Genomic DNA, 12,348 nt, shown 5'->3' with positions numbered 1-12,348 from the left:
CTTAATGCTGACGGTTCGGCGAAACCACGAGAAAACTCTTGTTTACCAAGAGCGCCCTTGTTCAGTCCTTAGTTGCCGTTACCGGCCCTGGAGTCCTGAGAAGCGCCGAGATGGGTATAACATCGGCAGGTATGCAAGATGCAGATTGCGGGGGACATATGTACACCAGAACGGTGTGACAGATTCAGCAGAATACAACGGTTCATTATCTCGTATCACCTCCACGGTCGCTCCACACGGAACGAACCCACAAGCCAAAGCTAAAGTGTTAACCCGGCTGGAAGTGGCAACACGATGAAAACGTCGTGTGCTTTTGTCTATCCTATATAATTCAAGTTGTGGGAAGGCGGCAACGCAGAGAGTCCCCGGGAGCTTACATGAGTAAGTGACTGGGGCGAGCGAGGAAGCCAACGCACATGCAACTTGAAGTATGACGGATATGAGCCGCGCGCCGCGTTTTATACCGATAAGAAGGTCAAAAAGCAAAAGATAAATGCACACATTGCCAGCACCGTCAGGAAAAATTTCCAGTTACATTTTCAGTACAATGCGACCTTAATCAAAAAAAGCTGGAAATCAGGCGATGAAGTATCCTAAAATAGCCATCCAGATGTTAATCCATCTATACCGATTAACACTCAGACTGCCAGTGTCCGTCATCTGCAGACTCATGGTAGAATCTTCTACACATGGCTATTCCACTCGACAGTTTGAGCTAACAAAATATTCCTTAGGTGAAATTAAATATGGCAAAACACCTTTTTACGTCCGAGTCCGTATCAGAAGGGCATCCTGACAAAATCGCTGACCAAATCTCTGATGCCGTGCTGGATGCAATCCTCGAGCAGGATCCGAAAGCGCGCGTCGCCTGCGAAACCTATGTCAAAACCGGTATGGTTTTAGTTGGCGGTGAAATCACCACCAGCGCATGGGTCGATATCGAAGAGATCACGCGTAATACGGTTCGCGAAATCGGTTATGTGCATTCCGACATGGGCTTTGACGCTAACTCTTGCGCAGTACTGAGCGCTATCGGTAAACAGTCCCCGGATATCAACCAGGGTGTTGACCGCGCGGATCCGCTGGAACAAGGCGCTGGCGACCAGGGCCTGATGTTTGGTTATGCAACCAATGAAACCGACGTGCTGATGCCTGCGCCAATCACCTACGCGCATCGTCTGGTACAGCGTCAGGCTGAAGTACGCAAAAACGGTACTCTGCCGTGGCTGCGCCCGGATGCAAAAAGCCAGGTCACTTTCCAGTATGACGACGGTAAAATTGTCGGTATTGATGCCGTGGTTCTGTCGACTCAGCATGCTGAAGATATCGACCAGAAATCTCTGCAAGAAGCCGTCATGGAAGAGATCATCAAGCCGGTACTGCCGACCGAATGGCTGACCGCTGCGACCAAATTCTTCATCAACCCGACGGGTCGTTTTGTGATCGGCGGCCCAATGGGCGACTGCGGTCTGACCGGTCGTAAAATCATCGTTGATACCTACGGCGGCATGGCCCGTCATGGTGGCGGTGCATTCTCCGGTAAAGATCCGTCTAAAGTTGACCGTTCTGCGGCATACGCTGCACGTTATGTGGCAAAAAATATCGTCGCTGCAGGTCTGGCAGACCGTTGTGAGATTCAGGTTTCCTACGCTATCGGTGTAGCTGAACCAACCTCTATCATGGTTGAAACCTTTGGTACCGAAAAAGTACCTTCAGAACAGCTGACCCTGCTGGTGCGCGAGTTCTTCGATCTGCGTCCATACGGCCTGATTCAGATGCTGGATCTGCTGCACCCGATCTACAAAGAAACCGCAGCATACGGTCACTTTGGTCGTGAACATTTCCCATGGGAAAAAACCGACAAAGCGCAACTGCTGCGTGACGCTGCCGGTCTGAAGTAATTTACTGAAGACTGTCCGCTTATTAAGACCAGCCTCGTGCTGGTCTTTTTTTTATTCCCCAATTTTCCCCCAATACCTCGTCACCTGAACAATACAGTGAACCTTCTCTTTCAATAATAATGAAAGCGATTACATACCACCGATTTTCTATCCACAACGAGTTAACATCTCTTTTCCGCCGCGCCTGCATCATTGTTACATTACTTTTCAGGGTTGCCTTAATTTCAGACAATCAGTCATATTTAATCGCATTATAAAATGTTAATTTTCAAATAGTTAATTAATAATCATGATGAATGTTAGTGTAACCGATTACACTAATGTGATGTAATTCGCATTTTTTTACCCCGTACTCACCTACCCTTAACATCAACAAAACTAGTTACCCAACCGGAGGGCATCATGCCTGACTATAAAAAAGCGGGGCGTTCCAACAAAGCCATGACATTCTTTGTCTGCTTCCTTGCAGCCCTGGCAGGATTACTTTTTGGCCTGGATATCGGTGTTATTGCTGGTGCTTTACCTTTCATCACCGATGAGTTCCAAATTACTGCACACACTCAGGAATGGGTGGTGAGTTCCATGATGTTTGGTGCAGCAGTCGGTGCTGTCGGTAGCGGCTGGCTCTCTTTCAAACTGGGTCGTAAAAAAAGCCTGATGATCGGCGCCATCCTGTTTGTTGCCGGCTCACTGTTCTCCGCAGCGGCGCCTAACGTGGAAGTACTGTTGGTTTCTCGCGTACTGTTGGGTCTGGCTGTCGGCGTTGCGTCTTACACCGCGCCGCTTTATCTGTCCGAAATCGCGCCGGAAAAAATTCGCGGCAGCATGATCTCCATGTATCAGTTGATGATTACCATCGGGATCCTTGGTGCCTACCTGTCTGATACCGCGTTTAGCTACAGTGGCGCATGGCGCTGGATGCTGGGCGTGATCATCATCCCGGCTTTGTTACTGCTGGTTGGCGTTATCTTCCTGCCAGACAGTCCGCGCTGGTTTGCGGCTAAACGTCGCTTTGTCGATGCCGAGCGCGTCCTGTTGCGCCTGCGTGATACCAGTGCAGAAGCTAAGCGCGAGCTGGATGAGATTCGTGAAAGCCTGCAGGTAAAACAGAGTGGCTGGGCGCTGTTTAAAGAAAATAGCAACTTCCGTCGCGCGGTGTTCCTGGGCGTACTGTTACAGGTGATGCAGCAGTTCACCGGGATGAACGTCATCATGTACTACGCGCCAAAAATCTTTGAACTGGCGGGTTATACCAATACCACTGAACAGATGTGGGGGACCGTCATCGTTGGTCTGACTAACGTGCTGGCCACCTTTATCGCCATTGGTCTGGTTGACCGTTGGGGCCGTAAACCTACTCTGATCCTCGGCTTTATCGTCATGGCTGTCGGTATGGGCGTACTGGGCACGATGATGCACGTGGGCATTCACTCTGCCACCGCCCAATACTTCGCGGTGCTGATGCTGCTGATGTTTATTGTTGGCTTCGCCATGAGTGCCGGTCCGCTGATTTGGGTACTGTGCTCTGAAATTCAGCCGCTGAAAGGCCGCGATTTCGGTATCACCTGCTCTACCGCAACCAACTGGATAGCCAACATGATTGTCGGCGCCACCTTCCTGACGATGCTGAACTCGCTGGGCAGTGCCAACACCTTCTGGGTCTATGGTGGTCTGAACGTACTGTTCATCTTCCTGACCCTGTGGCTGATTCCGGAAACCAAAAACGTCTCTTTGGAACACATCGAACGTAATCTGATGAAAGGTCGTAAACTGCGCGAAATTGGCGCACACGATTAATCACCTCATTGCTTCCTCCCGCCGGGAGGAAGCCTTCCTCTTGCAGTCCCTTCCCTGTCGCACTATCCTCTGGCGTTATGAAAACCTCCCGTCTTCCCATCGCTATCCAGCAAGCCGTTATGCGCAGCCTGCGGGAAAAACTCGCACAGGCCAATCTTAAGCTCGAGCGTAATTACCCGGAACCTAAGCTGGTGTACCAACAGCGCGGCACCGCTGCAGGCACCGCGTGGTTACAAACCTACGAAATCCGCCTCAATCCGGTACTGCTGATGGAGAATGTCGACGCGTTCGTGAATGAAGTCGTTCCACATGAACTGGCGCATTTGCTGGTGTGGAAGCACTTTGGCCGTGTACCGCCACACGGCAAAGAGTGGAAATGGATGATGGAGAGCGTGCTGGGCGTTCCAGCCCGACGCACGCATCAGTTTGAACTGCAATCCGTACAGCGTAAGACCTTTACCTACCGCTGTAAGTGCCAGGAACACCAACTGACGGTCCGCCGTCATAACCGCGTTGTACGCGGTGAAGCCACCTACCGCTGCGTCCACTGCGGTGAACCGCTGGTTGCAGAATAATCATCAGAATTATCAGGAGCTTTTCTGCTCTAACTGATTGCATACAAGAATAACTTTCGCTACGTTGCGGGCTCGTTTTGACACGGAGTTCGTGATGTACCGTAATCTTTCTTTTGCAGTGGCCATATTAACCGCTGCGTTTTCAGGCCCGGTTTTCGCCGAAGGCATCAACAGTTTTTCTCAGGCAAAAGCAGCGGGCGTCAAAGTTAACGCCGATGCGCCAGGCGATTTCTACTGTGGTTGTAAAATTAACTGGCAAGGCAAAAAAGGGGTCGTGGACCTCGAATCCTGCGGTTACAAAGTGCGAAAAAATGAAAACCGAGCCAGCCGAATTGAATGGGAACACGTAGTACCCGCCTGGCAATTTGGTCATCAACGCCAGTGCTGGCAGGACGGCGGACGTAAAAACTGCGCCAAAGATCCGGTCTATCGCAAGATGGAAAGTGATATGCACAACCTGCAGCCGGCGGTGGGTGAAGTCAATGGCGATCGCGCTAACTTCATGTACAGCCAGTGGAACGGCGGCGAAGGCCAATATGGACAATGCACCATGAAGGTCGATTTCAAAGAGAAAGTTGCCGAGCCGCCAGCCCGCGCCCGTGGCGCCATTGCACGCACCTATTTTTACATGCGCGACCAGTACAACCTGACGCTTTCCCGCCAACAAACCCAGCTTTTTAATGCCTGGAATAAGCAATATCCAGTGACCGACTGGGAGTGTGAACGTGATGAACGTATTGCGAAGGTACAGGGGAACCATAACCCATACGTGCAACGCGCTTGCCAGGCGCAAAAGAGCTAACCTACACTAGCGTCAATATTTTTAACCCATGCCCTGCCGTTTTGTCGGCCAGGGCCATGACGCGGATGGTTAATTATGCGCATTCCCCGCATTTATCACCCTGAACCACTCTCCTCCGGCAGCCAAATTTCACTGTGTGAAGATGCCGCCAACCATATCGGCCGCGTGCTGCGTATGGGGCCAGGCCAGGCGCTACAACTGTTTGACGGCAGTAATCAGGTATTTGACGCCGAAATCACCCATGCCAGTAAGAAAAGCGTGGACGTGAAGGTCATTAACGCTGAACTCGACGACCGTGAATCACCGTTGCATATCCATCTTGGACAAGTCATGTCACGTGGCGAAAAAATGGAATTCACTATCCAGAAATCGATCGAACTGGGTGTAAGCCTCATTACGCCACTTTTTTCTGAGCGCTGCGGCGTTAAACTGGACAGTGAACGCCTGAACAAGAAACTCCAGCAGTGGCAGAAAATTGCCATTGCCGCCTGCGAACAGTGCGGTCGTAACCGGGTACCTGAAATTCGCCCGGCAATGGATCTGGAAGCATGGTGCGCCGAACAAGACGAAGGGTTGAAGTTGAACCTGCACCCACGTGCCAGCGCCAGCATTAACACACTGCCGCTACCCCTAGAGCGTATCCGCTTGCTGATTGGCCCGGAAGGTGGGCTTTCGGCAGATGAAATTGCCATGACCGCACGTTATCAGTTTACTGATATTCTGTTAGGACCTCGCGTTCTGCGTACAGAGACAACTGCGCTCACCGCCATTACCGCGCTACAGGTGCGTTTTGGTGATCTGGGCTAAAGCCTAAATGGAGAAGAACATGATCAAGCTCGGCATCGTGATGGATCCCATCACAAGCATCAACATCAAGAAAGATTCCAGCTTCGCTATGCTGCTGGAAGCACAACGTCGTGGTTATGAACTTCACTATATGGAGATGGCCGATCTTTATCTGATCAACGGGGAAGCCCGTGCCCGTACGCGTACTCTGAGCGTCGAGCAGAACTACGACAAATGGTATGAGTTCAACAACGAACAGGATCTTCCGCTGGCAGATCTGGACGTCATCCTGATGCGTAAGGACCCCCCGTTTGATACTGAGTTCATCTACGCAACCTACATTCTGGAACGTGCAGAAGAGCAAGGGACGCTGATCGTCAACAAGCCGCAAAGCCTGCGCGATTGCAACGAAAAGCTGTTCACCGCCTGGTTCGCCGACCTGACACCAGAAACGCTGGTCACGCGTAACAAGGCGCAGCTGAAAGCCTTTTGGCAAAAGCACAACGATATTATTCTCAAACCGCTGGACGGTATGGGCGGCGCGTCCATCTTTCGTGTGAAGGAAGGCGATCCAAACCTCGGCGTTATTGCCGAAACGCTGACCGAGCACGGTACCCGCTACTGCATGGCGCAGAACTACCTGCCAGCAATTAAAGACGGCGACAAGCGTGTCCTGGTAGTCGATGGCGAACCTGTGCCGTATTGCCTGGCGCGCATTCCGCAGGGTGGAGAAACCCGAGGCAACCTGGCTGCCGGCGGTCGTGGCGAACCGCGCCCATTAACCGACAGTGACTGGGAAATTGCCCGTCGCATTGGACCAACGCTGAAAGCCAAAGGTCTGATCTTTGTCGGGCTGGACATCATTGGCGATCGCCTGACGGAAATTAACGTCACCAGCCCAACCTGTATTCGTGAAATCGAAGCGGAATTCCCGGTCTCGATTACCGGAATGCTGATGGATGCCATTGAGGCTCGTCTACAGAAGTAAATACGTTACCGGATGGCAACGCCTTCGCGCCTTATCCGGTCTGGAATTGCACCCCGCAGGCCGGATAAGGCACCCCCTTCATCCGGCAACGCTGTTTTCAGAGGGTGACATCTTCTCGCTTTGCCCACATACTGGGCGCTGTTGCTTTTTTGAACCAGGAAACAGAACCTCTGACAATGAATTTACAGCATCACTTTCTTATTGCCATGCCTGCTCTCCAGGATCCTATTTTCCGCCGCGCTGTGGTGTACATCTGTGAACATAATGAGAACGGTGCGATGGGGATTATCGTCAATAAGCCCCTGGAAAACTTACAGATTGAAGGGATTCTGGAAAAGCTGAAGATCGCGCCTGAAGGACGCGATCCTTCCATCCGTCTGGATAAAGCAGTGATGCTCGGCGGCCCGTTGGCGGAAGACCGCGGATTTATTCTGCATACCCCGCCCGCCCGTTTTGCATCCAGTATCCGAATTTCTGATAACACCATCATCACGACATCCCGCGATGTTTTAGAAACCTTAGGCACCCAGGAACAACCGTCTGAAGTGCTGGTCGCATTAGGATATTCATCCTGGGAAAAGGGCCAGCTTGAACAAGAACTGTTGGATAACGCCTGGCTCACCGCCCCCGCCGATCTCAACATTTTGTTTAAAACACCGATCGCCGATCGCTGGCGTGACGCTGCAAAACTTATCGGCATAGATATTTTGACCATGCCTGGCGTGGCGGGACATGCATAATGAGCGAAACGTTACTCTCGTTTGATTTTGGTACCAAAAGCATTGGCGTGGCGGTTGGTCAACGTATTACCGGCACAGCCAGACCCCTACCAGCTATCAAAGCTCAGGATGGTACGCCGGACTGGAATTTGATTGAACGCCTGCTAACAGAGTGGCAACCAGATGAAATCATCGTCGGTCTGCCGCTCAATATGGATGGTACTGAACAACCCCTGACCGCGCGCGCACGTAAGTTTGCTAACCGCATTCACGGTCGCTTTGGCGTTACCGTAACGCTGCACGATGAACGCTTGAGCACCGTCGAAGCCCGCTCTGGCCTGTTTGAGCAGGGTGGATACCGCGCGCTGAATAAAGGCAAAGTCGACTCCGCTTCTGCCGTGGTCATCCTCGAAAGCTATTTCGAGCAGGGCTACTAAAGCCGCCCCAGCGCCTGTCGCTGTTGATAGCTTTGAGCAAAGGTCTGCATACCTGCCTGTTGCCCGGTTTGTATCACACCGGGTAGCTGATGGTCCTTTCCTTCGCGGATCAGGTTGCCAACGGCGGGTGTGTTGACGAGGAGTTCAAATAGTGCCACCCGTCCGCCCTGCTTATCTTCTTCCAGTTTCTGTGAAATCACTGCCCGCAGGCTATCCGCCAGTTGACTACGAACGGGATCTTTCTCTGATGCCGCAAAGGTATCTACGAGTCGCGCAATGGCTTGTGCAGCCCCACGCGTGTGTAGCGTTGCCAACACCAGATGCCCCGTTTCCGCCGCCGTTAATGCCAGCCGGATGGTTTCAATATCGCGTAATTCACCTAATAAAATGATATCCGGATCTTCCCGCAAGGCCGCACGTAGCCCGGAGGCAAAAGAAACGCAGTGTACGCCGACTTCTCGCTGCTGGATCAGACTGCGCTGGCTGGTATAGCGGAACTCAATGGGATCTTCCAACGTAAGTATGTGCCCACCAACATGTTGATTAAGGTACTCCACCATCGCAGCCAACGTGGTCGATTTTCCGCTACCCGTAGCGCCCGTAACCAGAATTAACCCATTTTCACTGTGCAGCAGGTCAGGAATGAGCGCGGGCGTCTGGAGTTCGTCTAACTGAGGGCAGGCAAGCGGCAGCAGCCTCAGTGCCAACGAAACCCCCTGCAGGTGGGCAAATGCGCTGGCGCGTAAACGCCGGGAATTCTCCAGTGTCATTGCAAAATCAATTTGCCCCTGCTCACGCCACTGTACCTGCTGTTGGTCATTGAGCCAGTACATCAGCAGCGTCTCTACGTCCGGCGTAGTAAATGGCGCGATTTCGACCTTTCCCCGTATACGCCAACGCGCAGGCCATGCATTGCACAGGTGTAGATCCGACACGTTATGCTTTACACTAAGGGCCACTATTTCTTCCATATTCATATGAACATCCTCGGAAAATGAACGATATCGCGCATAACCTGGCACATGTCCGGGACAAAATCTCAGCCGCCGCGACGCGTTGCGGGCGGTCTTCAGAAGAAGTTACGTTGCTTGCAGTCAGTAAAACCAAACCTGCGAGCGCCATCGAAGAAGCCATCGTCGCGGGGCAACACGCCTTTGGCGAAAACTATGTTCAGGAAGGCGTGGATAAGATCCGCTACTTCAAAGAAAGCGGTATTGAAGGTCTGCAGTGGCACTTTATCGGTCCGCTGCAGTCCAACAAAAGCCGTTTGGTGGCTGAACATTTTGACTGGTGTCATACAATCGACCGTCTGCGTATCGCGACTCGCCTGAGCGAACAACGCCCGGCCGATCTGCCGCCGCTGAATGTACTGATTCAGATAAATATCAGCGATGAAAACAGCAAGTCAGGGATTCCGCTTGCTGAGCTTGATGCGCTGGCCGCCGATGTCGCCGCACTACCACGTATAACCCTACGTGGGCTGATGGCGATCCCGGCGCCAGAGTCAGATTATGTAAGGCAGTTTGAAGTTGCACAGCAAATGGCTGTAGCATTTGCCGGGTTGAAAACGCGCTACCCAGATATCGACACCCTCTCACTGGGGATGTCTGATGATATGGATGCCGCCATTGCGGCGGGTAGCACAATGGTGCGCATTGGCACTGCCATTTTTGGTGCTCGTGATTACACAAAAAATTAAGGAAAACTAAGGAACACCATGAATACGTTGACCTTCCTGCTCTCAACGGTAATTGAGCTGTATACCATGGCGCTGCTATTGCGCGTGTGGATGCAGTGGTCTCGCTGCGATTTTTATAACCCGTTCTCACAGTTTATTGTGAAAATCACCCAGCCCATTATTGGGCCGTTACGCCGCATTATTCCACCGATGGGGCCGATTGACAGCGCATCGTTAGTGGTGGCATTAATTCTCAGCTTTATCAAGGCCATCGTGCTGTTCAAAGTGGTGACGTTCCAGCCAATCATCTGGATCGCCGCGGTGTTGATCGTCCTGAAAACAATCGGACTGCTGATTTTCTGGGTGCTATTAGTGATGGCAATCATGAGCTGGGTCAGCCAGGGCCGCAGCCCTGTGGAGTACGTACTGATTCAACTGGCGGACCCGTTGTTGCGTCCTATCCGTCGTATCCTTCCGGGCATGGGTGGGATCGATTTCTCTCCGATGATCCTGGTTCTGCTGCTCTATGTCATTAACATGGGGATCGCGGAAGTTTTACAGGCGACGGGCAATATGTTGCTGCCGGGGCTGTGGATGGCGCTATGAGTGCCGTGACACCCTGCGATGACGGTCTGGTTTTACGGCTCTACATTCAGCCAAAAGCCAGCCGTGACAGTATTGTGGGTTTACATGGCGACGAAATAAAAGTCGCCATTACTGCCCCGCCAGTCGACGGGCAAGCGAACAGCCATCTGGTGAAGTTTCTCGGTAAACAGTTCCGCGTAGCGAAAAGTCAGATCGTCATTGAGAAGGGCGAGCTTGGCCGTCATAAACAGGTTAAAATTATTCATCCGCAACAGATCCCGCCAGAAATAGCGGCGCTAACTGATTAGGTATCCCATGCAAAAAGTTGTCCTCGCAACCGGCAATGCCGGTAAAGTGCGTGAACTCGCCTCTCTTCTGAGCGATTTCGGCCTTGATGTCGTTGCCCAAACGGATCTTGGCGTTGATTCCGCTGAAGAAACCGGCCTGACGTTTATTGAAAATGCCATTCTGAAAGCGCGCCATGCCGCGCAAATCACCGGGCTTCCTGCTATTGCCGATGATTCCGGTCTGGCGGTAGACGTGCTGGGCGGCGCGCCAGGTATCTATTCAGCACGCTATTCTGGTGAAGATGCGACTGACAGACAGAACCTGGAAAAGTTGCTGCATACTTTGCAGGATGTGCCCGACGAGAAGCGCCTGGCGCAATTCCACTGCGTACTGGTTTATATGCGCCACGCAGATGATCCGACCCCTATTGTTTGCCACGGAAGCTGGCCGGGCGTAATCACCCGCGAACCTGCCGGTACCGGTGGTTTTGGCTACGATCCTATTTTCTTTGTGCCGTCTGAAGGGAAAACCGCGGCAGAACTGCCCCGTGAGGAGAAAAGTGCGATCTCCCACCGCGGACAGGCGCTGAAGCTGCTGTTGGACGCCCTGCGTAATGGTTAAGCTGCCACCGCTGAGTCTGTATATTCACATCCCGTGGTGCGTGCAGAAATGCCCCTACTGTGATTTCAACTCGCATGCGTTGAAGGGCGAAGTTCCACATGACGACTACGTGCAACATCTGCTGAGCGATCTGGATACCGAGGTGACGCACGCTCAGGGACGTGAAATAAAGACGATCTTTATTGGTGGTGGCACGCCGAGCCTGCTCTCTGGCCCGGCGATGCAAACGCTGCTGGACGGCGTGCGTGCACGCCTGAATCTGGCGGCAGATGCAGAAATCACGATGGAAGCCAATCCCGGAACCGTCGAAGCCGATCGTTTCGTCGATTATCAACGCGCCGGGGTCAACCGGATATCTATTGGTGTACAGAGCTTTAGCTCCGCCAAGCTCGAACGTCTGGGACGTATCCACGGACCAGAAGAAGCCAAACGTGCCGCGCACCTGGCGAATGGTCTGGGGCTACGTAGCTTTAACCTCGATCTGATGCACGGTCTGCCGGACCAAACGCTGGAGGAGGCGCTGGGCGATTTGCAGCAAGCTATCGCGCTGAATCCGCCGCATCTCTCCTGGTATCAACTGACTATTGAACCCAACACGCTGTTCGGATCTCGTCCTCCCGTATTACCAGACGATGACGCGCTGTGGGATATTTTTGAGCAAGGCCACCGGTTGCTGACCGCCGCCGGGTATCAACAGTACGAAACCTCAGCCTATGCTAAGCCGGGCTATCAGTGTCAGCACAACCTGAACTACTGGCGCTTTGGTGACTATCTTGGCATTGGCTGCGGCGCACACGGTAAAGTCACCTTCCCGGACGGGCGGATCCTGCGCACCACCAAAACGCGGCATCCACGCGGCTATATGCAAGGACGCTACTTAGAAAGCCAGCGTGATGTCGCTGAAGCCGATAAGCCGTTCGAGTTCTTTATGAACCGTTTCCGGTTACTGGAAGCCGCACCACGCGCTGAATTCACGCAATATACCGGGCTTCGCGAAGATGTTATTCGTCAACAGATTGAAGAGGCTATCGCGCAGGGCTATTTGAGCGAGTGCGATGAGTACTGGCAGATTACCCAGCACGGTAAGCTGTTTTTGAATTCGCTGCTGGAGCTGTTCCTGGCGGAGTGATAGCTGGTGAACGTAGGCCTGATAAACGTAGCGTCATCAGGC

At 52.6% G+C, this 12,348-nt stretch carries 15 protein-coding genes; 13 read left to right on the top strand and 2 right to left on the bottom strand.

Annotated elements, in window-relative coordinates; genetic code table 11:
• Positions 1–68: 68 nt before the first annotated feature.
• Positions 69–206, bottom strand: a complete 138-nt coding sequence (locus ACLJXE_RS18375) for a hypothetical protein (RefSeq protein WP_269429419.1) — start codon at positions 204–206, stop codon at positions 69–71.
• A gap of 540 nt (positions 207–746) precedes the next feature.
• On the opposite strand from ACLJXE_RS18375, the gene metK reads away from it, so the two are divergent.
• From metK to ruvX, 8 genes are all read left to right on the top strand, one after another.
• Complete coding sequence (gene metK, locus ACLJXE_RS18370) at positions 747–1,901, top strand: methionine adenosyltransferase (protein ID WP_005123306.1); 1,155 nt, start codon at positions 747–749, stop codon at positions 1,899–1,901.
• 402 nt (positions 1,902–2,303) lie between these two features.
• Positions 2,304–3,698, top strand: a complete 1,395-nt coding sequence (galP, locus tag ACLJXE_RS18365) for a galactose/proton symporter (protein WP_286629531.1) — start codon at positions 2,304–2,306, stop codon at positions 3,696–3,698.
• A 77-nt stretch (positions 3,699–3,775) separates the two neighbouring features.
• Positions 3,776–4,273: a SprT family zinc-dependent metalloprotease gene (locus ACLJXE_RS18360; protein WP_286629530.1), complete on the top strand. Its 498-nt coding sequence runs from the start codon at positions 3,776–3,778 to the stop codon at positions 4,271–4,273.
• A gap of 94 nt (positions 4,274–4,367) precedes the next feature.
• Positions 4,368–5,075: a deoxyribonuclease I gene (gene endA / locus ACLJXE_RS18355; RefSeq protein ID WP_410751629.1), complete on the top strand. Its 708-nt coding sequence runs from the start codon at positions 4,368–4,370 to the stop codon at positions 5,073–5,075.
• Between the two features lie 75 nt (positions 5,076–5,150).
• On the top strand, positions 5,151–5,882 hold the full coding sequence (rsmE, locus tag ACLJXE_RS18350) for a 16S rRNA (uracil(1498)-N(3))-methyltransferase (protein ID WP_410751628.1): 732 nt from the start codon (positions 5,151–5,153) through the stop codon (positions 5,880–5,882).
• Between the two features lie 19 nt (positions 5,883–5,901).
• Complete coding sequence (gene gshB / locus ACLJXE_RS18345) at positions 5,902–6,849, top strand: glutathione synthase (RefSeq protein WP_271455076.1); 948 nt, start codon at positions 5,902–5,904, stop codon at positions 6,847–6,849.
• Positions 6,850–7,025: 176 nt separating this feature from the next.
• Positions 7,026–7,589, top strand: a complete 564-nt coding sequence (locus ACLJXE_RS18340) for a YqgE/AlgH family protein (protein WP_286629526.1) — start codon at positions 7,026–7,028, stop codon at positions 7,587–7,589.
• Complete coding sequence (gene ruvX / locus ACLJXE_RS18335) at positions 7,589–8,005, top strand: Holliday junction resolvase RuvX (protein ID WP_286629525.1); 417 nt, start codon at positions 7,589–7,591, stop codon at positions 8,003–8,005. The genes ACLJXE_RS18340 and ruvX overlap by 1 nt, the downstream gene beginning before the upstream one ends.
• On the opposite strand, the gene ACLJXE_RS18330 is transcribed toward ruvX, so the two are convergent.
• Positions 8,002–8,982: a type IV pilus twitching motility protein PilT gene (locus ACLJXE_RS18330; RefSeq protein WP_410751627.1), complete on the bottom strand. Its 981-nt coding sequence runs from the start codon at positions 8,980–8,982 to the stop codon at positions 8,002–8,004. The genes ruvX and ACLJXE_RS18330 overlap by 4 nt on opposite strands.
• Before the next feature lie 17 nt (positions 8,983–8,999).
• Between ACLJXE_RS18330 and ACLJXE_RS18325 the strand changes: the two genes are divergently transcribed.
• From ACLJXE_RS18325 to hemW, 5 genes are read left to right on the top strand one after another with little or no spacing between them, the layout of a single operon-like run.
• Positions 9,000–9,704 (top strand): YggS family pyridoxal phosphate-dependent enzyme, encoded by a 705-nt coding sequence (locus ACLJXE_RS18325; RefSeq protein WP_410751626.1) that lies wholly within the window; start codon positions 9,000–9,002, stop codon positions 9,702–9,704.
• Between the two features lie 18 nt (positions 9,705–9,722).
• Positions 9,723–10,289, top strand: a complete 567-nt coding sequence (locus ACLJXE_RS18320) for a YggT family protein (protein WP_286629522.1) — start codon at positions 9,723–9,725, stop codon at positions 10,287–10,289.
• A complete protein-coding gene (gene yggU / locus ACLJXE_RS18315; RefSeq protein ID WP_271441195.1) occupies positions 10,286–10,576 on the top strand; it encodes a DUF167 family protein YggU in 291 nt (96 codons plus the stop codon). Before ACLJXE_RS18320 ends, yggU begins: the two co-directional genes overlap by 4 nt.
• A 7-nt stretch (positions 10,577–10,583) precedes the next feature.
• Positions 10,584–11,177, top strand: a complete 594-nt coding sequence (locus tag ACLJXE_RS18310; RefSeq protein ID WP_410751625.1) for an XTP/dITP diphosphatase — start codon at positions 10,584–10,586, stop codon at positions 11,175–11,177.
• Positions 11,170–12,306 carry a radical SAM family heme chaperone HemW gene (hemW, locus tag ACLJXE_RS18305; RefSeq protein ID WP_410751624.1) on the top strand — a complete coding sequence of 379 codons (1,137 nt, stop codon included), beginning with the start codon at positions 11,170–11,172 and terminating at the stop codon, positions 12,304–12,306. Before ACLJXE_RS18310 ends, hemW begins: the two co-directional genes overlap by 8 nt.
• Positions 12,307–12,348: the final 42 nt, after the last annotated feature.

Origin of the sequence: Citrobacter sp. U14242, assembly GCF_046555775.1 — a bacterium.
Lineage (GTDB): Bacteria > Pseudomonadota > Gammaproteobacteria > Enterobacterales > Enterobacteriaceae > Citrobacter.
Note: the sequence above shows the minus strand (reverse complement) of the source record. Positions and strands in the feature narration are given on the sequence as shown.